This window comes from Bradyrhizobium sp. ARR65, assembly GCF_000472385.1.
Lineage (GTDB): Bacteria > Pseudomonadota > Alphaproteobacteria > Rhizobiales > Xanthobacteraceae > Bradyrhizobium.
This window is the reverse complement of record NZ_AWZU01000079.1, coordinates 1-21,459: the sequence shown is the minus strand read 5'-3', so window position 1 is coordinate 21,459 and position 21,459 is coordinate 1. Positions and strand designations below refer to the sequence as shown.

Here is a 21,459-nt window from a genome sequence, read left to right as displayed (position 1 = left end):
GGCAGTTTTCTGCAATTCCCTTGGACTCGTTGAAAGCTGTTACCGGCTTTTTCGCGGCAGGGTTGTCAGGAGTGACTTTTCCGCCACGCCTAACCTATTGAAAGCACGTAAGGTCGATAACCTACTTTCCCCTATTAGCAACATCCGTGCCACATCGCACAAGTTGTGCCTGCATTTGGGCCTGCCGATCGCCGACCATCATCGGCCTTAATCCTCGCCCGTTGCTCGCGCGGGGCAGCGACTCGTTCAATCCGGCTTCTATGAGGTCGCACGCTACGACAGAGGTCGCGGCTCGCGCCTGCCCCGCGACCTCACAGAACCCTCAAGATTCGCAAATCACGCCGGTTCTGATTCAAACTGCCAGCTGGCGAAGGAGGCCGGCAAGCATGGCGCCACCTCTTTCGATTGACCTTCGCAGACGTGTGGTCGCCGCCATTGCGGGCGGCATGTCGTGTCGAGCGGCCGCGGCGCACTTTCGCATGGGCGTGTCGAGCGCGATCCGCTGGGTGGCGCAAGCGCGCGAGACGGGCGAGGTGACGCCCAAGCCACAGGCCGGCGATCGACGCTCACAGGCGATCGAAGCGAAGGCTGAACGCATCCTCGCGCTGATTGCGGCCAAGCCCGACAGCACATTGGAGGAACTGAAGGCAGCCCTCGCCGCCGATGGACAAACTTTCAGCGTCTGCGCGTTGTCACGCTTCTTCCAGCGTCGCAAGATCACGCTCAAAAAAGACCGCATACGCCACCGAGCAAGAGCGGCTGGACGTCCTGAAGAAGCGAGAAGAGTGGGTCGAGAGCCAGATTGGCTTCGATCCTGACAAGCTCATCTTCATTGATGAGACCTGGGCCTCGACTAACATGGCGCGCACGCGCGGGCGCGCGCCCCGCGGCGAGCGGCTGCGGGCCTCCGTCCGGCACGGCCACCCTTCGCCAAGCTAAAAGCGCTGCTGCGCACCGCCGCAGAGCGCACCGTCCAAGGCTTGTGGACCGCAATCGGACGGTGCCTCGACCGCTTCACGCCGCACGAATGCGCCAACTACTTCGCAGCCGCTGGATTAGGAACCAACCTGATCGGGAACTGGTCTAAGCTCCTCGGCTGGACTGAAGCTGAGCTGCGAGCCCGAAGCGCTCAAGAATGCCTCGGAAGCACATGCCTCCGACGTATCCGAACTGAAGAACGATTTCTGCGCTCAAGCCCCAGAGAACGCCACCGGAACCGCCGTACACAAAAGCCCCGTAGACCATCTCGACGAGGACAAAAAGCACGAAAGCGACGAGCATTTGGACACGAAAAAATGCTCCGGTAAGCAGCCCCGCGCAAAAGTGGTACAGGAAAAACAGCATTTCAGAAAAAGGCCCATAGCAATTGCCAACGCCTTAATGGCGAACTTTTAACGAAGCCCTTTTTTTCGCGGCAACTCAATCCATTTAATTTGACCCATTTTCAGCTTGCGTTGTTTAATAAAAAGATTTAATATCAGTTAATTTTCGGGCTTTAGGCGTTGGATTTGCCAAAATGAATTTCGTTAATCGCCGCGTTGAAGCGGGGTTGCCGCATGAGCTGCCCAGCCACGAATTTGGTCAGGCTTCAACCGAGCGACGGAAATGGCCGATCCGGTATCATTCGGTCGAGGCCGCAACAATCATGTTCGACGTTGCGACGATCACTGTGGCAAGCCTCTGCGCGAGCATTCTCTACCAAGTGAACGACGGCATGCGAGTGGACTTTGGGCAGCCGCTCGGTTCGGCAGCGCTGGTCTCGGCGCTATTTACTTTGTTTTTGAAATGCCAGGGCCTGTACAGGCCCATGGAATTACTGATATTGCATCGCCAACTCCGACTTATCTTTTTCACCTGGGCCGGCGTCTTCCTGCTGTTATCCGGAATTGTTTTCGCACTGAAGATTGGCAGCGAGTTTTCGCGCGCCACGAGCATACTCTTCGCCGTGCTCAGCATCGTGGCGCTCTTGGCAAATCGAACGATCGTAAGGGACCTGTTGACCAAGGGGCTTGCTGAGCGGCGGTTCGCGGGCCAAAAAATTGTTCTCATTGCCGACCGGGACCACGCCTACGAACCCGTCCTCGTTCATACACTGGCCTCCATTGGATTCAGCGTTACTGCGAACTTCGCGCTCCCGCATCCGGGTATGAGTTCTAGCGTCCGTACTAGGCTTGCCGCGAACGTGATCGAACATATTCGTGGCTCCGACATTGAAGGGGTTGTTATGGCCGCGGATGCAGCCCGTTGGTCCGAGCTTCGTGAAATTGCCGCTGAGCTCAGAGTGCTGCCGTTTCCGATCACGTTTGTCCCAGTGGGAGGCATCTCGGAGATCTTTCACCGGCCCTGTCGTGATCTCGGCGACACAGTTTGCCTGGAATTGCAGCGCGGCCCGCTGAGCGCGGTGGAGCACGCCGCCAAACGCTGCGTCGACATGATTGTTGCAGGCTTAGTGCTAGTCCTCATGTCTCCGTTCCTGGCATTGGTCGCCGTGGCGATAAAGTTGGATTCGCCGGGTCCCATCCTGTTCAGGCAACAGCGGCTGGGGTTCAACGGACGCAGCTTCCAAATCTGCAAATTCCGGACGATGTCGGTGCTGGAGGATGGACTTTCGGCGGTTCAAGCGCGCGCCGCCGATGATAGGGTTACCCGAATAGGAAAATGGCTCCGCAGGACAAGCATCGACGAGCTCCCTCAGCTACTCAACGTCCTTAGCGGCAGCATGTCCCTCGTTGGACCACGACCGCACGCTATCGCCCACGACAATCAATTCGATAAGTTTGTTAGAAATTACGCATTTCGGCAGCGGGTGAAGCCGGGATTGACCGGCTGGGCACAAGTTCACGGCTTTCGAGGGCCAACACCCACAACAGACCTCATTGAGCGGCGCGTCGAATACGACCTCTGGTACATTGATAATTGGAGCTTGAAGTTGGACTTCGCGATCCTCTTACAAACCCCTTTGGAGGTCTTGCGCGGCAGAAACGCCTACTGATGCGACCGGCTCAAAAATCCGCATCGGGCGGTCTCTGCCATCCACGAACGCTGCGATGATCTGAAGAGGGTTCAGACGACCACAATTCTTATCTGGAGCTGCGCGACACCCATACGCGCGTGGCGAACATAGACAAACCGATCTACGCCGCCAATCTCGCCTCTCCGCCCGGCGCCCGAGAGCAACCCTCATGATGCTTTGGAGAAGTAACGCATCTGCGAGGGCCCTCGCCACGCAAATTGTTCGAAAAGGCCCCCGCATAGCTGCCCTAAACGGCAGATACCGCAGACTGCTAGCGCGGCTCGAATTAACTAGTCGACTGATGATCTAATTCGTGAGTTTCGAGGCTTAAACATGCTCGAGATAAATAGAACCTCGCCGTCTGAACCCACCCTCCAGATCAGGCGCTCCGCCGGCCCTTTGAGCCGCTTTCCCTGATTCGGAATTCCTCCATTGTCCGTCCGGACTTCATGGCGGCGACTAGCCAGCGCGGCCGCTTGCCACGCCCCGACCAGGTTTCTGATGTCTGGGGATTGCGATACTTCGGCAACACCCTCGGATATTTGCGCCGCAGTTTCCCGTTTTCGAGCGACCGCAAGTCACCGGATTCGCCGATCCCAGCCATGCCACGATTGAGAACGGCCAAGCGCTTCTCCAGCTCGTGTTTTTCCGCCTTGATCCGAGCCGACAGTATCGCGGTAATGCTCTCATGTAGCGCCCAGAGGTCATCCAGGGACATGAACTCCAATTCGGGTTGCTTCACCGACATGCTGCAGCCTTGCGATCATCCTCTATAATCGCTCTCATATGTCCACGCCCGATATTAATCAAGAGGATAACCGCAGCAGTCACCGCTCAAAATAACGTCAAATAAAATCGCGGTCAATTGTTCCGTATTCGTCCGACTATCTGAAGTTGTACACGCTCGCCGCATCGAAGGCGCCTACGCGGGCAACGACCCGGAACCCGAATCGAGCTGAAATCAGCGACGGGCTTGTCCAGCGCCTAGGCGAGACCGCCCCACGCGCCTCCCGTTGAGCCGGCGGCGCAGCCCCTCTGTCTGACTGACAAGGAACGGGCGCAACCTGCAGCGAATGGCGGCAATATCTCTCAATGCCAGCTGCCGAAGCTCGATTTGCGCTTTCAGGGACTGTACGTCCCGCAACGCAGCAGACGGACCGACAAAACGGCTAACGCTATCATGAAGACGGCAAAGCGAGATTTCAATTAAATCCATTTCGCCCCCTAATGCCATGCACCTGCAACCAAAATTCATCGATCGCAACAGATCGTTGACTTAGCAATATCCTTATTTCATGTTATAAATAAATGAACATATGTTGACACCATTTAGGTTATAATTGAGATATTAATCAAGGTAAATCTTTCGAGATTCCGGGGGAACTTTTTTCAATTGGCTGCCGCTTTCCTGCTCCCATCGTCCCCCAGTGGTCTTAACAGTCGTTTCGCAGCCGAGCTTGCTTCCGACCAGATTGCGATCTGGTGAACAGTGACGAGAGTGCGATGCGTAAATTGGACCTAGAGGCTATGGATTTCGACGAGCTCTGGCGTCTGCACGAACAGCTGACAGAGATACTCGCAGTAAAGATCGGCGCAGAAAAGCGTGAGCTCGAGAAGCGCCTCGCGCAGCTGAACCGCGCTGAGCAGATGGGTGAGCCAGCAATTTCCTCGGGCGAACCGACGAGAGCTGGCCGGCCACGCCGTAAATATCCAAAAGTTCTACCAAAATACTTTAATCCGTCCGCGCCAACAGAGACATGGTCAGGCCGCGGCAAGCAACCTCGATGGCTCGTCGCCGCACTCCAATCCGGACGCAAGCTCGAAGAATTCCGGATTGCCGAGACTGAAGATGAGCCTCGGGACAAAGTTCGGCGAGACCAGCGCTCCTGATGAGGTGCGCCAATCACCGTTCAAGCCATGTTGCCGGTGATTTGTTGCGGACTTCCAAAGTGTGCTTGGCAAGACTGCTGCGGATGCCGGAGATTTCGATCAACAGGACGTCGCAGAGCGCGATCTGCGAAGCGAGCAAAGTCGCTGTCGTCGCAAGGCTGGTCATCCCGTGCAGCCGAACATGAGCCTCCTTGATCGTGCTCAGCGAATGCCTAAGGCCGCGATCAAAGAGATCATCGGAACAATCGCCAATTTTTTGCATTTTAAGCCCCGGAAAGCGAAAAATATCCAAGAGCGCAAAAGAGCCAGTACATTGTTAGGATACAGAGCCGGCTATTCGGTTCAAGCGGAAACGGAGACTTCCATTCTTTTTTGCCCAGACCGAAATTCCAGACACGTTTTTCGCCGTTTCCAAATTTCTCTCGGCGCCTTATGTTGCGGCGCACAGGACCGTTAAAAAGCACTTGGTCGGACCCGTCACGGGTGTTCAAGAAAAGCTGCCTTCGTCCCGAAAACTTCTGATGATCGACCTAGCCTGCAAGGTCCACAATGGCATTCCCGAGAAATGGACCACGATTTAATTTGCACGTGATTGACCGCGCAAGCCGCGTAAACCTGGCATCCTCCCTTTCGGATGGAGGAGGAGCGCGAAGCAGGAGCGCGGCCTATCGGGCGCAACGCAGATCTGCGCGACTGGGCCTGGCGCTAGCTTGCGCAGGAGCCAGCCCACGGAGTTCGACTTTACAACCTCGCAGACCAGCTCAGCCTGCACTGGCCTTGCTATACGGTCCAGTGGTTTTCTTGGACGGAGGATCGCAGGACAAGAAAATCATCCAGCTTCTTGCCGGCTCCAAGCTGAGCTTTTAGCCAGCGCGGCTGCTTTCCCCGCCCTGACCAAGTTTCACGGGGATTTTTTGGATTCTGATATTTGGGAACGACTTTAGGGTACGTCCGGCGTATGCGCTCTATATCCGCAAAATTGCCGGCCAGCTCGATCTTCCGCAATCTTTCCTCAAGTCTCGCCTTTTCCGCCTCTATTTTGCGAACCAACTTCGCTGTGATCTCCTCATAGAGCTCCCAAAGCTCGTCCGAGGACATCGACTTCAAGCCATTACTTTCCATGGGCCCCCCGGCCTTCCTATTGGCAAAGGGACAGACTATCGAAGCTAAACGCGAGCGAGCAAGCCGCGACTCGCAGTTGTCAACCATCGCGCACATTGCATCGCCGTAGAGCAGAATGGTGGTGTTGGCTTGGATATTGGCCGGGCGAGCGCAGTGACTTCCCACCCAGACAGGCGGACCTATCAAGCCCAGTACCTTTGCCCAAGGTTCTGGCATGCTCCCATCTTCGGCCTCGGCACGGGCTAAGTCGTCGGGTCGATCAGTGCCGCAGCGCTGTTTGCGAAGTGCAGCGCACGTGACACGCGCGCTCTTGCAACCTTCACAGACCCCAGCTTAGGGGCAGCCTCTGCCAGAGCTATTGACTGCAATCAGCAAGGGCTCCAGTTCCTTGCCGGCCTGGAGCTGTGCGGCGAGCCAGCGGGGTTGTTTTCCTCTGCCAGACCACGTCTCGCTAGGATTTTTTCGGGACGACTCTTGGATATGATCGGCGCGCATGCCCCCGCCCGATAGCGTGGCCCGCGGATTCGATTTGGCGCAACCGTTGCTCAAGTTTCACCTTTTCCACCGCTACCATTCGCGTCAATGTCGCCCCTACCGCTTCATACAGCTGCCAGAGGTCATCTGCGGACATCGACTCGAGCTCATCACCTTCCATGGGCTACCTCCGGAAGCAATCCGTTCGGAAACAGCGGCAAAGCACCATTTGCATGTCGTGTTAATTAGCGCCGCACATTGCGGCCCCGGAGAGGCACCACTGCGGTAAAGTGGTGGTCCTCGAAGAGCACGCGCCGCTCATTTCAATCTATTGGTTGCGCAGCCGCTCGCTTCAAATGGCGAGTCTTTGAACACGCACGCACGAAGAGTTTCCGCTCTCCATCACTCTGTCATTGCCCTAAGTTAGGCAGTGCGAAAGCGTTGCCACTCTCTCTGACATCCTGAAACGAGTGCGCATCAGAGCAGCCAAGCAGGCGCTCCGTTTGGAGTTTGATCTTCGGACAGGACGCATTGCTTTAGCCGGAAAATCCCTCGTCGGCGTGCACCGTGCGAGTCTCGATCGCCTGTCTCCTCGCTGTGAACGCCGGCACGCCAGTAGCGCCGTCATTGACGAGGAGGATACGGCCGCGCACCCTCGCGTACGTCGAACCTGCGCAATCCGTGCCAGGATTGGCCGAAACGCACACCTCCTCTGCGCGCGTGGCGCCGTCCTCGCGTTGTTTGCGTTCGAGATAATTCGTCGCGTGTCGAGTCATGATGTCGAGCAGGAACAGCGCATCAGCACGCCTCATTGTTCGACATGGCTCAATATCATTCAGGGTCAGCCGTCGGCATTGATGACGAGCGACAACGAGCTCACCGCCCGGACGCCCGCGGCGAACAGAACGCCGAACGAGGCTTGAGCCGTAAAGATCTCACGTGTCGGCGCGGATGTGTCGCGCTTCGTCGTTCGTGTGCAACTAATTGATAGCTGGCTAGCTCGAGACCTGCGGCCGAACGCGGGCAGATCTCACCAAGGACTCGCAAGGTCTGTTCGAACCGCAGCTGGGGATGACTAGCCCACCCCGCGCCTTTGGTTCGAGGATCGGGCGATCAGAAAGTGCTCGGGTTTCTTCCCCGCCTTGAGCTGGGCCTTGAACCAACGTGGCTGCTTCCCACGGCCTGACCAAGTCTCGGCCGGATTTTTCGGGTTCTGATACTTCGGAAGCACCTTCGGATACGGACGACGCTCGCGGTCCAGTTTGACGACATTCGCCGTGGTTTCGATCTTGCGCAGGCGTTCCTCAAGCCTGGCTTTCTCTTCCGATATCCTGTGAGCCAATAACGATGACACCTGCTCGTGAAGATTCCAGAGCTCATCGATCGACATCGATTTGAAATCTTTGGCTTCCACGAAAACCCCTCTATCCCTACGAAAACGGACGTGGCACTTACCACAGCCCATAATAAATTACCACAGCCTAACATGTAGTTGCATCGTTTTCGCCCGAGAGGCTTCCTTGCGTTATTTCACATCAGAACCGGCCTAAACCTTTCTTCCCTCTGTCGCAGGGCAGATAATATCTCGGCCTCAGCCACTCACACTCAGTCTCTAAACCTCTGATATCCTTCAAAAGTGTGGCGTGAGTTCCTGAATTCGCGCAAGAAGCCATCCGCCGCAAATCTAAGCAACATTGACAAACGGGCAGTCGAAAAACAAACGTCCGGTTAAGATCGCGGCGCAACGCGCCGGACGTCACATAATTCCGCCGGGGACTGCGAAACGTCAAAAAGCCGTACGTTGTTCCTAGCGCGAGCTCAAAGCAGGCTGCGCGAGCCTAAACATCGCGCCTCATGCCGATTTGCGCCGCCCGCGCAGATGGAAGCTATTGACGGACCAACCTCAAGCCCCTTCGACGAGGAGCGGCCTTTGCGCAAGCCGGGACGGTACGCCTTTGGCCAGTTCCTCTCACCTCCGCCGCTCGCAATTTCTGTCGCAGCGTCTCGACCTCCGTTAATTGTTCGATGAGCGCGTCAAGCGTTTGGCGCAGAATACCTGAACGGCTGCAAATCTCTTCGCGACTATTCACCGGCCTACCCTCACTGAAAAAAATTGACGGGAAATCCGAGACCCGGCGATGGGTCAGGGGCCCGGCTTTGGACCATCCAAAATCATGCAACTTGCGGGTACGAAATAAAAGATCGTTAGGATACGGGATAAACGACAAGGCGTGCTATGATGCCCTGACAAATTTCTACATTGCAAGATAGCGCCGGCGGATATCTTCATTCCCGGCAAGACCCGCCGTATCCTGGCGATGCACCACCTTTCCTTTATCGATGACGACTGCCTCCTCGGCAATCCGTAAGCAGAAATGCATGTTCTGCTCGGCGAGCAGGAGCGTGGCGCCACCCCCCCCCCCAAGTTCCCGCGGGACCTTGCCGATGGTGGCGACCACGATCGGGACCAGCCCTTCGCTCGGCTCGTCGAGCAACACGACCAGAGGATTGCACATCAAGGCACGCGCGATCACCAGGAGTTGTTGCTCGCCGCCAGACAGGCGGCCCCGCCAGGCGCGACCGGAGTCTTTTGAGCAGCGGGAATGTTTCCCAGATGCGCGGCAGGGTCCAGTCTCCCGTCCGTCGGGACCGCTCTTGGCCGCGATCAGTAGATTGTCCTCCACGCTGTGCTCCGGAAACACCTGCCGGTCCTCCCGGCCATGTCTCTTCCCTACCTGTTGTCGGCCTCCCCCAAAGGCTCGCGTATTTTGGGAGAGACTAGCACCTCAACCGGGGCGACTAGAAAATCGATTTCTCCATCAGACCGACCTGGGCTATTGGTGAACAGGCCGACGGCGTTGTCGCCTGCAGGAAGTCGTCGCAAGCATTTTGCAAGGCAGCCGGGACGTTGTGCATCGCGAGACTCCCCACTTGCACGATTGCGACAATTGCGTCCCAATGCGTACCAGAGGGCGAGTGGAGTTCAGTCTCCGCGATGCTCCCAAGGAGGGGCCCGGCGCGCTATCAAAGCCCGTCGGGCTTCTTCTTCGCGGCTGACTGCACCACCGATATGCAACGGAGGTTCAACATGGCGGCCGCAACTGAGATGAAGGATCATGTCTATAAGATCTTCGATCTCGTGGGATCTTCCGAAACGAGTATCGAAGACGCCATTCACAATGCCATAGCACGTGCATCAAAGACCATTCGCGAGATGAAATGGTTCGAAGTCGTGCAAACCAGAGGTCATATCGAAAATGGGGCTGTGCGTCATTACCAGGTGCTACTGCGAGTGGGCTTCACATTAGAGGATTAGTTCCGAGCAACAGCCTTATCGTCACCGATCGCCCCGCTCTTTTGGGTTCGCGTCTGGCCCGAGCCGAAAAACGGGAAACCTGCGAGAACGTCGGGTTGCGGAGGCCGACAGGACATTGGCTCGCGCTCTCGTCGATGGCCGCTTGTGATGCCGCTGTAGCTGCCGTCGAAATCGCAGGACCCAAGTCGGGCTCTCTCGCCACCCACTTCCTTTTTTTGGCCCATACCGACCAATTGTAGCGCTTGCTCTCTGCATCGGCTGTGAGGGCCAGACCGGACGCCCTGCGCGACACGGCTAAATCGACGCGAATGGCCCCTACCGGAAGTGGCGTCTTTTGCTAAAATCCCTCTCATGTCTCGACCCGTTGTCTGCCCGCGAAACATCAAGTCGACGATCTTCAACGTCGGCCATCGAGCGTTGCTAGTCGTCATAGCAAGTATGGTGGTCCTTTCGTTTTCATTTGCTCAAGACAACGTGGCGTCAGGCACCAGTAGAGATTTCGAGCAGCGCATCCAGCGCATCGTGAATGGCCTGCGGCAGGCGATCGCCATGACTGGCGAACCTCCGATGAAACTCGCCGATCGGATGAACGAGCTGCACGTACCTGGCGTCAGCATCGCCGTTCTTCATGGCGGCGTGATCCAGGCTCGTGGGTTCGGGTACGCGACTATCGGTGGTCCGCATGTGACGTCCGAAACGTTGTTCCAGGCGGCCTCCATCAGCAAACCGGTTTCGGCTGTGGCGGTGCTTGCATTGGCTCAGGCGGGAAAACTCGATCTCGACGCCGACGTCAATCTCTACCTCAGAAGATGGAAGCTTCCCGCCAATTCGTTCACCGATCGATCCAAGGTCACACTTCGAAGACTGCTGAATCATTCGGCCGGTATAACTGTCGGTGGTTTTCCGGGATATCCTGCAGGCGCACCAATTCCCTCACTCGGCGACGTTCTCAATGGCACGCCGCCCGCAAACACCGCGCCTATCGTGGTCGATCACGAGCCCGGCGCGCGGTTCGAGTATTCTAGTGGCGGCTATACTATTGTGCAGCAACTGCTCATCGACGTCACTGATAAGCCATTTGCAAAACTGCTTGAAGAAATCGTCCTCAAGCCGTTCGGAATGACTCACAGCGGTTTCCTCCAGCCGCTACCCGAAAATGACGCTCAAATCGCCGCAACACCTTATAAAGCGACGGGAGCGCCAGTGCCCGGAGGTCCACACACCTACCCCGAACTGGCTGCAGCGGGCTTGTGGACGACACCTGCCGATCTTGCGCGCTTTGCACTGGGTGTGCTGGATGCATGGACCGGCCGGAATGTTTCGGTGTTGTCTCAAGCCACGACCCTTCAAATGCTCACACCGGGCCTGGGCGATTATGGACTGGGCCTGATTGTTCGCGGGGTCTCACCGCATCGACAGTTTCAGCACGGAGGCGTCAATGATGGGTTCGTCAGTTCGATGATCATGTTCGAAAACGGAGATGGCGCTGTCATCATGACCAACGGAGCTCGCGGCGGACAACTTGCTAGCGAGATCATGCATGCTATCGCAGCCGAATATGACTGGCCAGATGGCCAGCCCAAGATCCGCCAGCCAACGAACGTCAGCTCGCAAGCCTTGGATCGTTTAGTCGGGATTTACCAATTCGCGCCTGATTTCTCGATTCGTATTTCCAGGCAGGGCAGTCGCCTGTTCGCCCAAGCAACCGGGCAAGACCGGTTTGAACTCTTCCCTGAAAGCGACTTAACTTTCTTTTTCAAGGACGTCGACGCTGACCTGACATTCGATGCCGAACATCAATTCAACGCGAGGCAACTGATTCTCCACCAAAACGGCTTGGATCGCGTCGGAAGGCGCGTTCAGTAGGAAGTGCGCTCCGTTTGGCTTTTCGGGTGAACCATAAGCAATTTCCTATTGCTCGATCCGAGCAACGCTGGGGCAAAACGTTAGCCACCCACCCGTCACCGATTGCGAAGCGTTTTTATCTTCGCGGCGCCATATTAAATGCAAGAGAGCATCTGCCGGAGTGTTAATCGATATTCGGCGGTCCTTAAATGGTTCGGCCGGGCCGCAGCCGAGCGCGTTTGACAAGCGGCGCAAGCGAGCACCCCATGCTTCAGAGGAATATGCTGCAGATCGACAGAGCCCGTATGCCGCCCAACGGCGGAGCACAGAGCAGTCAGGCCGAAGATGGCATCGGCGCTCTCGTCAACTTCGTCCTTGGATTCTTTAGGCGTCAATACCTGGTGATCATCCTCGCTGCCGCGCTCGCCATGGCAGCCTGCTTGGTCTACTTGAGGATCACGCCGCCGACCTATACAGCTCAGGTCCATATCATGCTGGCCAACAACAAGGCGCAATTCGTCCAGCAACAGTCGCTGGTCGCGGAACCAGCCTACGTTCTCAGCCAAATCGAAACGCAGCTTCAGATCCTCAAATCAAGGGGGCATCGCGGTCGCCGTTATCAATAAGCTCGACCTCGCAAACGATCCGGACTAGAATCGGACCGGATCTCCGCTCCTGTCGTTGTTGCACTAGCTTCGCGGCTGGGTTTCTTCTCGTCCAGAGCACTCGCAATTGAACGTTCGAGGCCAACCTCCTGAAGGCGTGATCAATGCATTTCAAGACAGGCTCGCAGTAGGCCGGGTGAACGAGCAATGTAATCGAAGAGCTATAGCGCCAATTCTGCCGAGCGGGCGGCGGAAATCGTCAACGCGATTGCCAAGACCTACATCGCTGACCAGGTAAGCGCGAAATTCGAGGCCAATCGCAGTGCAACGGGTTGGCTGCAGCAGAGACTTCGCGATCTCGGCGACCAGTGGCGCGTGCATGAACCGCCATACCTCCTGGCGCAATGCCGTCAGCTTGCGCGTCAGGCGTTTCCCTTCCGTCTTGTGCTTCACGATGAACCGGCCATCCCGGGTCCGCCCGCAGTAATGGGTGAAGCCGAGGAAGGCGAAGGTTTGGGTCGCCGCCCGCCGCGCCGCTGTCGTGAGAGGGCCGCGAACCGACCAAACTCGATCAGCCGCGTCTTGTCGTCATGGAGTGTCAGGCCGAAGCTGGCCAGCCGCTCCTTGAGGGCCAAGAGCATTTCCTGCGCATCTGCCTTGCCCTCGAAGACCATGACGACGTCGTCCGCATAGCGCACGATCACAACGTGACCATGTGCATGGCGACGACGCCGTTGGTGGACCCAAAGATCGAGGATGTAGTGCAAAGATGTTGGCCAGGAACGGGCTGATGCCGGTTGCCACCGCGAGATTCACGCCCGTGATCGTGATCAATCTTTTGACTGCGGGATCGTCAATCGCGGCTTGTGCGATCTCGCGGTCGAGCACGGTCAGGTCCTCCGCCAGCCTATCCAGTTCCGCACGTGCCGGTTCACGGCTGCGCGCTCGTCGTCGGGTAATGGCTGACGGACAAGCCACGCCCTGCCAAGCGCACTGAACAGATCGGCATGCGGGCACTTCGGGATTAGGTGCGCGTGTAGGATCGAATGGACCTCGTTCTTGATCCGAGTGTGATGCCTCACGACTTGGTACCGCCGCGCCGCCAGTCGACGCTTGCGTTCAGTGACGGCATCAGGCGTCCAAATCAGGGGCAGATACCCGGGCCGCATGTAAGCTGCCGAGCGTGCCAGCGTCGATCTTGTCGGTCTTGACGTTTGCCTGAGCGATCGCCTTCACCTGCAACGGATTTGCGATGATCACTCGCGCGACAAAAGGGTTCAGCACGCGCGAAACTGCCATGCTGTTGCCGGTCGCCTCGATCACCACTTCATCGGTCGACCGCAGACTCTTGCCCCACCCTTCAAGAGCGGTCCGGGTCATGTCGACCCGGCCGGCATGTCGAAGAATGCCGTCTTCCCAGATCACTACGTCGCCGAAGGTTCGGTGAAGATCAATACCAATCATGCGTCGCGTCCGCATCTCCTTTCTGTTGTTCATAACAGGGAGCGGCGGGCGACACGACAACTACGGATTCGCGCTCACGGCGCAACCGGGCAAGTCCGCAGGGGCCGCCAGCTACTAACACGAGCTCTCAGCTCATCGTACGCGTCGGCCTGCCCGCACCTTCGTGCTCCCGGTGCCTCCGTCCCGGATGGTCGCACCATGTGCTACGATCTCCGCGAACGCAGCAGAACATCGGCACCAAGCATCTCATACGGGTTACCAACCCGATCGAGCTCTCAACGGCGAGATCAAGCGGCGGACCGAGGTGGTCGGCATCTTCCCCAATGGAGACGCCATCGTGCGTCTGATCGGTGCGATCCTGCTCGAACAGAACGATGAGTAGGCTGTCCAGCCTACCCGCTACATGACGCCGGAAACCATCGCGCCGTTGAGCGATGATCCAACCGTCAGCATTCCGGCTCTCGCCAGCTGACCTGCCCGGCTCTGCCGGCGACGCGGTGCCATACCGCAGTTACACCACGCCACGGGACACGATCCAACATCCCGATTTCAAGGCCAAGATCGCGCCGTGCGCCCCGCCTTCCGCCTTAATCAAGCCCGCCTTGCTGACCACGGACTGACGATGAAGACATGACCATTGGTGGGTCCCATCAGATCAGGCTCGACGGCTATCCAGGTCCATATCAACAACGGTGCGGTGACGATCTTCGCCCGCAAGGGAACCGCTGGACAAATCGCTTAGGGAGATCGCCGAAAGCGCTTTCGAGATCGGGGCCGACGCGGCGATCTTCGACCGCAAAGTAGTCCGTGCCGGTCGGTCGATGGGAGCACCGATTCGTCGGCGCTCCCAAACGAGCGAAAGAGTTGTTCCAAGAAGATCGTGCCGGTCGCGCTTTGCGGGATTCATATCACGCAATCGCCTCGTAATCGGACGCCAAGGCTCAAGCCCAAATTACCCGAAGTAGAAAAAAGACGAACTGCAAATATGGCAAGAGCTGGCGAGCCGACGCCCGGAATAAATCGGCCCGTTGGCGCGTTATCGCTCCCTCGAATCAGGCTCTCTGGCGTGCCCTGTTCGCGCTATTTTCGCTGATACGAAATTCCTCGATCTTATGTCCGGACTTCATCGCCGCCACCAGCCAGCGCGGTCGCTTTCCGCGCCCCGACCAAGTTTCGGAGGTTTGCGGATTGCGATATTTCGGTAACACTCTCGGATATTTGCGCCGAGGCTTCTCACCAACCGGTCGAGGCTCGCGGCCCGTAACATCCATGCCGCGACTAAGAATAGCAAGCCGCTTCTCAAGCTCGTGCTTTTCCGCCTTGATCCGAGCCGACAGAATCCCGGTAATTCTTTCGTGCAGTACCCAGAGATCATCCAAGGACATGGATTCTAATTCAGGTTGCTTCGCCGACATGCTGCAGCCTTGCGGTACCTTCCCTTGTAATCGCTGTCATATGTCCATGTCCGATATTAATCAAGAGCATAGCCGCAGCACTCCGGCTTAAAATAGCATCAAAACACCTCCTGTCAGAAAATCGACACGACTAGGCTTTGCGCATTCGATCTGAAGTTGTCGTCCGGCAGATCTGCGGTGCCACCCCCGGCCCATCGGATGGAACTCGACTCAGAAGGCCCTCAACGACCAACCTGAGCAGGGCCCTGGCGCGCCCGCCCGAGGCGCCTGCCCCGGGAGCCGACGGTGCGGCCCCCTTGCCTGACGGCCAAGTAATGGGCGCAACCGGCAACGAATGGCTGCAATGTCTCTCAAGGCCAGCTGCCGAAGCTCTATCTGCATTTTAAGGGACTGTACGTCCCGCAACGCAGCGGAAGGACCAATAAAGCGGCTAACACAATCTTGAAGACGGCAGAGAGAGATTTCGATTAAATCCATTTCGCTTCTCCCTACGCAACGCACTTCGACCAAGATTCGCCCGTCGAAACAGGCATTTGACCCGGCCAACATCTTTTTTCATTTTGCTAGTGGCTCGATACCATTTAAATTATAAAACCGAGATAATAACCAATCTGTATTTCGAAGATTGAGGGAGCTTTTAAATGGCTGCCGCTTTCTTGCTCCTATTCCCCCCGTGGTCTGAACACGTCGTTTCGCAGCCGAGCTCACTCCGACCAGATTGCAAACCTGGTGAACAGTAGTGACGAGAGTGCGATGCATAAATTGGACCTGGAGGCCAGGGATTTCGACGACGTCTGGGGTCTGCACGAACAGCTGACAGAGATACTCGGACATGATCGGCGCGGAAAAGCGCGAACTCGAGAAGCGCCTCGCGCAGCTTAACCGTGCTGAGCAGAGGAATGAGCCGGCAATTCCCTCGGACGAACCGACAGGAAGTGACCGGCCACGCCGCAAATATCCGAAAGTTCTGCCAAATACTTTAATCCCTCCTAGCCAGCGGGGACCTGGTCAGGTCGGGGCAAGCAGCCTCGATGGCTCGTCGCTGCACTCCAGTCCGGACACCAGATCGAAGAATTCCGGATTGCCGAAACTGAAGATGAGGCTGGAGAGAAGCTTCGATGAGACCAGCGTTCCTGATGAGGCACGCCAATCACCGCCACGTCGCCGGTGACTTGTTGCGGACTTCCAGCGTGTGCTTGATGTCCCTGGCAAGACTACTGTGGATGCCGGAGATTTCGATCAACAGGACGTCGCAGAGCGCGATTTGCGAAGCGAGCGAAGTCGCCGTTGTCGAAACACTGGTCATCCCATGTAGCCGAATATGAGCCTCCTTGATCGCGCTCAGCGAATGCCTAAGCCCGCGATCAAAAAGATCATCAGAACAATCGCCAATTTTCCGCATTTTCAGCACCGGGGGAAGCGAAATATGTTCAAGAGGCAAAAGAACCAGTATGTTGTTAGGATACAGAGGGGGTTATTCGGTTCAAGCCGAATCGGAAATTTCCATTTTTTTGACGCCGAATTCCAAGTACATTTTTACAGGTCCCAACGCTCGGCGCGCGCCGTGTTGCGGCGCACAGGACGATAACGCCAAGTTTGAGGCGTTCAGGAAGGCCGACTGCGTTCGAAAATCTGCTCAGACCGACCTAAGGTCCTCAACGGCTCTCTCGGCAACACTGTTTCAACTGCATGCGTTGATAGCCCAAACACGTATTTCTGCCATCCCCTTCTTTCGCATGGGAAACGCGAGGAGGGCCGCGGGCTGATCGGCGCAACGCAGATCTGTGCGATGGGGTTTGCGCTAGGTTGTACGCGCGAGCGGCGGGCTAGCAGACAGCACGGAACTTCAGTTCACAGCTTTTGCCTTGCTAGACCGTCCAGCGATGTTCTTGCAAGGACGACTGGGGAACAAGGAATCATCCAGCTTCCTGCCAGCTTCAAGCCGAGCTTTCAACCAGCGCGGTTGCTTTCCCCGCCCCGACCAGGTTGCGCGAGGATCCCTTGGATTCCGACCCTTGGGAGTGACCCTACGGTCAAGGACGGCGCATGCGGTCAATCGCCGCGATATTGGCGGCCGGCTCAATCTTCCGCAGCCTTGCTGTTGATGCCTCAGTAATTCTCCCCAGAAGTGCCGTTTGAAAAATCCCCAGTTGATCGTGCCGCCCATCCTCAGGGGCGCGCCCTGAGGATGGGCGGCGAATCGATCACCCGATCCTGCTCTGTCCAGAACGAGGGAGCGGGTTCGGTGATCAAGGTTGGGGAAGTCATCATGATACTTGATCTTCATCGGCAGGGACTGACGGTCTCGGCGATCACCCGCGAACTCGGGATCGACCGAAAGACCGTTCGCAAATGCATCGCGCGTGGCCTGGAGCCGCCGGTCTATGGTCCGCGCAAGCCGCGCCAGCGCCGGATAGATCCATTCGTCTCCTATTTGCGCGAGCGGGTCACGGCTTATCCCCGGCTGACCGGCCGCCGGCTCTGGCGGGAACTGCGCGAACGCGGCTACGAGGGCGGCTACACCGCCGTCACGGATGTGCTGCGCGAGATTCGTCCGGCCCCATTGCAGGCCTTGAAACGGCACCTCTGGGGAGAATTACTCAAGCATCAACAATGGACGCCGCTTCTCAAGCGGCTTGGTCCGACTCGCGACGAGGCTCATCCAGAAAGGAACCAAGATCCGCTTCGACAACATTGCCCATCTGAGGCAATATGTGGGTAGATCCGGAGATCGCTTGGCACTTCACGGCCGTGGGTTGTCTGGGTAGGGCGTACGCACGGCAGGCGGCGAGCGCCTTAAATGTTGCGCCTCGTCCTGCTCTCTTGCTGCTCAGGCAGATCGGAGCTATCGACCGATGAACCTCAAGCCCCTTCGACGAGCAGCCGGTTTTGTGCACGCCGGGACTGTTTGCCTTTGGCCGGTCCCTCTCCTTTCCGCTGCAAGCAATTTCCCTCGCAGCATCTCGACCTCCGTCAATTGTTTGATGAGCTCGCTAAGCGTTTGGCGCAGAATACTTGAGCGGTTGTAAAGCTCTCCACGACTATTCACTGGATTACCTCACTGACAAAAATGACTGAAAATACAACACCTGGGTCAGGAGCCGACTTTGCATCTTGCAACTTCGAGACCCGAAATAAAAGGTCGTTAGAATACGGAAATAGGTAGGTAAGGCGTATTCCCTCATTGAGAGACGCACAAGAACTGATGAAGGTAGAGCGGCACAGCAACACGTTCCAGCGGCATGATCTCGATCGTCGAGCGAATCCTGCTCAGTGCGCTGGACGCGAGGTGTCTTGCGATTCGATCGAAGCACCCGAAGGCGTTATCACCGACCAATGCGGCTACCGCCGATCAGGTCCGAAGGCGAAACCTAAATCGGGTCTTTTCCGACGCCGACGACCACGAGCTTCCCTCGCACGCAAGCCAGGGAATCAGCGAACACATTGTCTTTCCGCTGGTGACCGTCGCCAGGATCGCCCTTACGCCGCTGAGCTGGCTTAATTCAGCAGCTACGCCTTGCGTCTGCCTGTGCAGCTAGATCTGCGCACCGAGCTTGCGGGCCCGCGCCTCCTTGTCCACGCCAAGGGCTATGACGACGGTACGAAAACGCACGTTCCCGGCGAATTGTACGGCGAGATGGCCACGGCGCCGATGCCAAGGATCGCCGAGATCGCGCGACGTGCGCCGCTTTCGCGGAGCCCGTGTCGGTGGCGATGCCGCCACAGAGCAGCGGCGCAGCGTCCACCGGCGACAGTTCGTCGGCAATGAACGCTACCGCATCCAACGGGGCTGCCGTAGGCTCAGCGTAACCGCCGTCGTAGTTGGCGCCTGGAATCCGCAAATTACGGCAATCCACCAGATTCCCGCGGCGGCAGGGTTCATACCGGCCGCAGTGGCCTCCAAACCAGCCAACGCGAGTACGGACATTCCAACCTATGACCCCCTTGCCGACGGCGTCGATGGTGCCTGCGATTTTCGTGGCAGGTACGATCCAATAAAGCACCAGGGAAGCAGCCCGTCAGTTGGCGATATCGTCGCTGTGACAAACCCCACACGCCTGCACCTTTGACCCGCATCTCACCCCTAGGTCGTTGCGCAGCTCCCGCTCGACCAACTCGAACGAACCGCGCTCGTTTCCTTTTTCCGAAGCTGGATAACGCGCATCTTGGGCATGTTGGGACCGCATTGGTAGAGACTTGCTACTACTGGGGCGAACTCCGCAAACGGGAATGAATCCTGGCCTTCCCTGGCCCGTGCTTTTGCTGGCACGCTTATCTAGCCGATCGTTAGTCACACGGAAACTGGAACAGCCGCGTGGCCGGCAGCGATGCCAGGTAATAACATGATGTTGTATCAGTTCGCAGATATCGGGCGTTCTTTTCGATTTCGAACAAACGGTCCTTGTGTGGCTTTTGTCAATCATTGGTGTGCGTCTTCCGCCTTGCCCCTGGCAGACTTGCGGTCTACGGCGGCAGAATGACTCCTAGCCACGCAGATTGACGAAAAAGTCTGTTTTGCCCGTCGGCCCTAGCCTCATTCTAGGTGCGAGGCCATATCTGTCGGCCTGTTCTGCAGCCCCAATAATCGAGGTGCAAACTTTTCAGCGCCCATATTGCCGGTCGCAGATCATCAAAGCTCGGCCGCATGGCCGATCGAGAACGTCCTGGCGCTCTAAATTTGGTTTTCACAGTCGCGCCGCCGACGCAAAGCATAAAGGGCTTCATCGCGGCACTGTCGTCGCGATCTGCTATCGACTGCTCCGCTCCTGCGCTCCGCATCGGTACTCGCGCCGTCGCGCTTGGAGCAGCTTGCGGCCTCTCTGCTGACGGCACGGAGCACATCACCTAATCCGCTTTCGATACTTCTGCAGCAGCTTGCGCTCGCCTCTCTATCGTCACTATCGCAATCTCATCCCGGCGTTTCCGCAACGCGAGCCACCACAAACTTGGCCGCAGCCGCTTGCAGTGGCTTGAGATCAGCACCTGATTGCAGTACCCGAATGTCCTCCTTCATCTCCCGTACAGCTGCGCACCACTGGTACTCACGGCGATGCTCGTGGCCACACGACAGCTGAGCCGAGCCTTATGGAGGTAGCCTCGGCGCCGGCCAAGACAATGCTCAAATCACTAAACGCATGGTTGTCTGGTCAATTCTGGCATCGATTTTCGGCATGCGCGCAATATTGCCGCATATAACCTAAGCTATATAGAGATGTCGGGAATTCGAATTTAAAAGCCTTCACGGACAGCCGCGAGGAGCTTCGACGATTAGACCGAAGCGGTTTCATGAAGGTCTAGGGGTAGACGGACCGAAGATTCTGAATAACTCGACATCACATTGTAGGTCATTGGCAAATCATCACGCCAACTCGGAGGCGCTGCACAAATCCTGGCGGGGTTTCGATTGCGTGCGGCTGGGAGGCGTACCATACGGAGGCCGTTTTTTTGTGACCACCCTCGTTGGAAAAAGTGTTTTGCTCCGAGAGGTACCTTCAAAAATCTTGCGCATGGAAGACTTCCGTATCCAAGGCTCACCCGGATTAAATCAGATAAAATTGGCGATATTATCATATCGTCAATGTTGCTTGGGATCATGATGGAGTGATTGTCATGAAACCAGTCGAACTAGAGCGGTTAAGTATTGACCAACTATGGAAGTTGCACGTCGAGATTTCCAAGATCTTACAACAAAGAATCCAACAGGAAAAATTGGTACTAGAAGACCGCCTCAGCCGGTTGGGGGCTCGGGTGGCAGGGCGTCGGCCATACCCGCCTGTACTCCCAAAATATCGCAATCCTGATCGCCCTTCAGAAACCTGGGCTGGTAGAGGCAAGCAGCCGCGCTGGCTGGTTGCGCAGTTGAGATCGGGAAGACGACTTAATGATTTTAGAATCTAGTCATCTGGAACGCAAGTTCGTCACATTATGAGGGAATAAGGAGCGCTCGGAATCATGGAGGAGAGCGCTTGTGGCGAACGCAGATATGAGAGGCCGGCCGATCGCGCCATTGATGCTGAGTGNGGAGGAGCGGGCGTATTTGGAGAGACAAGTTCGTCGTCGCCGTGTTGCCCGCTCGTTATCTGAGCGATGTCGCGCGATCCTGCGATGTGCGGATGGATTAGCAAGTAAGTCGGTTGCCGCTGAGCTCGGCATCCACGAACATACCGTTGGTAAATGGCGCCGCCGATTTTTGAAGGACCGCTGCGATGGCCTGCTTGACGAGGCCCGCCCTGGCCGCCCCCGAACCATCAAGGACGATCAGGTTGCTGCCGTGATCGAGCGGACATTGCGTACGACGCCGGCCGATGCGACGCA

19 protein-coding genes and 5 pseudogenes are annotated in these 21,459 nt (G+C 57.1%); 12 read left to right on the top strand and 12 right to left on the bottom strand.

Translation table 11 applies throughout. From position 1 onward, the window contains the following. Positions 1-386 precede the first annotated feature (386 nt). Together F758_RS48930 and F758_RS0140600 are read left to right on the top strand one after the other, a co-directional pair. A pseudogene (locus F758_RS48930) lies at positions 387-1,055 on the top strand (helix-turn-helix domain-containing protein); the annotation flags it as partial. 461 nt (positions 1,056-1,516) lie between these two features. Further along, on the top strand, positions 1,517-2,992 hold the full coding sequence (locus F758_RS0140600; protein ID WP_024513161.1) for an undecaprenyl-phosphate glucose phosphotransferase: 1,476 nt from the start codon (positions 1,517-1,519) through the stop codon (positions 2,990-2,992). 400 nt (positions 2,993-3,392) lie between these two features. Here F758_RS0140600 and F758_RS0140595 read toward each other — a convergent pair whose 3' ends face one another. Next, the gene (locus F758_RS0140595; protein WP_024513160.1) at positions 3,393-3,761 is read right to left on the bottom strand and encodes an H-NS histone family protein; all 369 of its coding nucleotides are present in this window, start codon (positions 3,759-3,761) and stop codon (positions 3,393-3,395) included. Positions 3,762-4,516: 755 nt separating this feature from the next. Here F758_RS0140595 and F758_RS0140590 point away from each other — a divergent pair. Next, positions 4,517-4,903 carry an H-NS histone family protein gene (locus F758_RS0140590; RefSeq protein ID WP_024513159.1) on the top strand — a complete coding sequence of 129 codons (387 nt, stop codon included), beginning with the start codon at positions 4,517-4,519 and terminating at the stop codon, positions 4,901-4,903. 13 nt (positions 4,904-4,916) lie between these two features. Here F758_RS0140590 and F758_RS0140585 read toward each other — a convergent pair whose 3' ends face one another. The 6 genes from F758_RS0140585 to F758_RS48920 all read right to left on the bottom strand — a co-directional run bounded on the left by F758_RS0140585 (position 4,917) and on the right by F758_RS48920 (position 9,201). Then, positions 4,917-5,195 (bottom strand): hypothetical protein, encoded by a 279-nt coding sequence (locus F758_RS0140585; protein ID WP_157450440.1) that lies wholly within the window; start codon positions 5,193-5,195, stop codon positions 4,917-4,919. A gap of 488 nt (positions 5,196-5,683) precedes the next feature. Then, the gene (locus F758_RS53100; protein ID WP_349544013.1) at positions 5,684-6,241 is read right to left on the bottom strand and encodes an H-NS histone family protein; all 558 of its coding nucleotides are present in this window, start codon (positions 6,239-6,241) and stop codon (positions 5,684-5,686) included. 117 nt (positions 6,242-6,358) lie between these two features. Beyond that, complete coding sequence (locus F758_RS53095; protein WP_084306101.1) at positions 6,359-6,520, bottom strand: H-NS family nucleoid-associated regulatory protein; 162 nt, start codon at positions 6,518-6,520, stop codon at positions 6,359-6,361. A gap of 515 nt (positions 6,521-7,035) precedes the next feature. Beyond that, entirely contained in the window at positions 7,036-7,311 is a 276-nt protein-coding gene (locus tag F758_RS0140570) for a hypothetical protein (RefSeq protein WP_024513156.1), read from the bottom strand. A gap of 263 nt (positions 7,312-7,574) precedes the next feature. After that, positions 7,575-7,889, bottom strand: a complete 315-nt coding sequence (locus F758_RS0140565) for an H-NS histone family protein (protein WP_035724957.1) — start codon at positions 7,887-7,889, stop codon at positions 7,575-7,577. A gap of 865 nt (positions 7,890-8,754) precedes the next feature. Continuing rightward, positions 8,755-9,201: an ATP-binding cassette domain-containing protein gene (locus F758_RS48920; RefSeq protein ID WP_084306099.1), complete on the bottom strand. Its 447-nt coding sequence runs from the start codon at positions 9,199-9,201 to the stop codon at positions 8,755-8,757. A gap of 386 nt (positions 9,202-9,587) precedes the next feature. On the opposite strand from F758_RS48920, the gene F758_RS0140555 reads away from it, so the two are divergent. The 3 genes from F758_RS0140555 (at position 9,588) to F758_RS0140545 (ending at position 12,286) form a co-directional block, all read left to right on the top strand. Further along, entirely contained in the window at positions 9,588-9,815 is a 228-nt protein-coding gene (locus F758_RS0140555; protein WP_024513154.1) for a dodecin, read from the top strand. Positions 9,816-10,166: 351 nt separating this feature from the next. After that, a complete protein-coding gene (locus tag F758_RS0140550; protein WP_084306097.1) occupies positions 10,167-11,681 on the top strand; it encodes a serine hydrolase in 1,515 nt (504 codons plus the stop codon). Positions 11,682-11,941: 260 nt separating this feature from the next. Continuing rightward, complete coding sequence (locus tag F758_RS0140545) at positions 11,942-12,286, top strand: Wzz/FepE/Etk N-terminal domain-containing protein (RefSeq protein WP_198026696.1); 345 nt, start codon at positions 11,942-11,944, stop codon at positions 12,284-12,286. 354 nt (positions 12,287-12,640) lie between these two features. On the opposite strand, the pseudogene F758_RS53650 reads toward F758_RS0140545, so the two are convergent. After that, a pseudogene (locus F758_RS53650) lies at positions 12,641-13,744 on the bottom strand (reverse transcriptase domain-containing protein); the annotation flags it as partial. Between the two features lie 253 nt (positions 13,745-13,997). Here F758_RS53650 and F758_RS48915 point away from each other — a divergent pair. Next, positions 13,998-14,201: pseudogene (locus F758_RS48915) on the top strand (transposase); the annotation flags it as partial. Positions 14,202-14,781: 580 nt separating this feature from the next. Here the strand turns inward: F758_RS48915 and F758_RS45860 are convergent. Beyond that, complete coding sequence (locus tag F758_RS45860; protein WP_035724948.1) at positions 14,782-15,144, bottom strand: H-NS histone family protein; 363 nt, start codon at positions 15,142-15,144, stop codon at positions 14,782-14,784. Between the two features lie 1,014 nt (positions 15,145-16,158). Here F758_RS45860 and F758_RS53645 point away from each other — a divergent pair. Next, a pseudogene (locus tag F758_RS53645) lies at positions 16,159-16,266 on the top strand (H-NS family nucleoid-associated regulatory protein); the annotation flags it as partial. A 28-nt stretch (positions 16,267-16,294) separates the two neighbouring features. Here the strand turns inward: F758_RS53645 and F758_RS50475 are convergent. Continuing rightward, complete coding sequence (locus tag F758_RS50475; RefSeq protein WP_157450438.1) at positions 16,295-16,450, bottom strand: hypothetical protein; 156 nt, start codon at positions 16,448-16,450, stop codon at positions 16,295-16,297. Positions 16,451-16,990: 540 nt separating this feature from the next. Further along, a complete protein-coding gene (locus F758_RS53640) occupies positions 16,991-17,311 on the bottom strand; it encodes an H-NS histone family protein (RefSeq protein WP_084306093.1) in 321 nt (106 codons plus the stop codon). 78 nt (positions 17,312-17,389) lie between these two features. Here F758_RS53640 and F758_RS45855 point away from each other — a divergent pair. Both F758_RS45855 and F758_RS50470 read left to right on the top strand, forming a co-directional pair. After that, a pseudogene (locus F758_RS45855) lies at positions 17,390-17,725 on the top strand (helix-turn-helix domain-containing protein); the annotation flags it as partial. 661 nt (positions 17,726-18,386) lie between these two features. Beyond that, positions 18,387-18,683, top strand: a complete 297-nt coding sequence (locus F758_RS50470) for a hypothetical protein (RefSeq protein ID WP_024513147.1) — start codon at positions 18,387-18,389, stop codon at positions 18,681-18,683. Here the strand turns inward: F758_RS50470 and F758_RS53635 are convergent. Then, positions 18,648-19,148 carry an alcohol dehydrogenase catalytic domain-containing protein gene (locus F758_RS53635; protein ID WP_198026695.1) on the bottom strand — a complete coding sequence of 167 codons (501 nt, stop codon included), beginning with the start codon at positions 19,146-19,148 and terminating at the stop codon, positions 18,648-18,650. The two genes, F758_RS50470 and F758_RS53635, sit on opposite strands and share 36 nt — an antisense overlap. A gap of 1,606 nt (positions 19,149-20,754) precedes the next feature. Between F758_RS53635 and F758_RS48895 the strand changes: the two genes are divergently transcribed. Continuing rightward, complete coding sequence (locus F758_RS48895) at positions 20,755-21,042, top strand: H-NS histone family protein (RefSeq protein WP_198026694.1); 288 nt, start codon at positions 20,755-20,757, stop codon at positions 21,040-21,042. Positions 21,043-21,112: 70 nt separating this feature from the next. Next, positions 21,113-21,459: helix-turn-helix domain-containing protein (locus tag F758_RS48890; RefSeq protein ID WP_157450436.1), on the top strand; the 347-nt coding region annotated here is incomplete at its 3' end.

What these genes read in the sequence shown, in the direction of transcription:
- F758_RS53640 (WP_084306093.1), bottom strand. Translation starts at nt 17,311, where the DNA reads ATGGGCGGCACGATCAACTGGGGATTTTTCAAACGGCACTTCTGGGGA.
- F758_RS50470 (WP_024513147.1), top strand. Translation starts at nt 18,387, where the DNA reads ATGATCTCGATCGTCGAGCGAATCCTGCTCAGTGCGCTGGACGCGAGG.
- F758_RS45860 (WP_035724948.1), bottom strand. Translation starts at nt 15,144, where the DNA reads ATGTCGGCGAAGCAACCTGAATTAGAATCCATGTCCTTGGATGATCTC.
- F758_RS50475 (WP_157450438.1), bottom strand. Translation starts at nt 16,450, where the DNA reads ATGACCAGTGTTTCGACAACGGCGACTTCGCTCGCTTCGCAAATCGCG.
- F758_RS48895 (WP_198026694.1), top strand. Translation starts at nt 20,755, where the DNA reads ATGAAACCAGTCGAACTAGAGCGGTTAAGTATTGACCAACTATGGAAG.
- F758_RS0140550 (WP_084306097.1), top strand. Translation starts at nt 10,167, where the DNA reads ATGTCTCGACCCGTTGTCTGCCCGCGAAACATCAAGTCGACGATCTTC.
- F758_RS0140590 (WP_024513159.1), top strand. Translation starts at nt 4,517, where the DNA reads ATGCGTAAATTGGACCTAGAGGCTATGGATTTCGACGAGCTCTGGCGT.
- F758_RS53095 (WP_084306101.1), bottom strand. Translation starts at nt 6,520, where the DNA reads ATGCGCGCCGATCATATCCAAGAGTCGTCCCGAAAAAATCCTAGCGAG.
- F758_RS0140565 (WP_035724957.1), bottom strand. Translation starts at nt 7,889, where the DNA reads ATGTCGATCGATGAGCTCTGGAATCTTCACGAGCAGGTGTCATCGTTA.
- F758_RS0140545 (WP_198026696.1), top strand. Translation starts at nt 11,942, where the DNA reads ATGCTGCAGATCGACAGAGCCCGTATGCCGCCCAACGGCGGAGCACAG.
- F758_RS0140600 (WP_024513161.1), top strand. Translation starts at nt 1,517, where the DNA reads ATGAATTTCGTTAATCGCCGCGTTGAAGCGGGGTTGCCGCATGAGCTG.
- F758_RS0140595 (WP_024513160.1), bottom strand. Translation starts at nt 3,761, where the DNA reads ATGTCGGTGAAGCAACCCGAATTGGAGTTCATGTCCCTGGATGACCTC.
- F758_RS0140570 (WP_024513156.1), bottom strand. Translation starts at nt 7,311, where the DNA reads ATGAGGCGTGCTGATGCGCTGTTCCTGCTCGACATCATGACTCGACAC.
- F758_RS53100 (WP_349544013.1), bottom strand. Translation starts at nt 6,241, where the DNA reads ATGCCAGAACCTTGGGCAAAGGTACTGGGCTTGATAGGTCCGCCTGTC.
- F758_RS0140555 (WP_024513154.1), top strand. Translation starts at nt 9,588, where the DNA reads ATGGCGGCCGCAACTGAGATGAAGGATCATGTCTATAAGATCTTCGAT.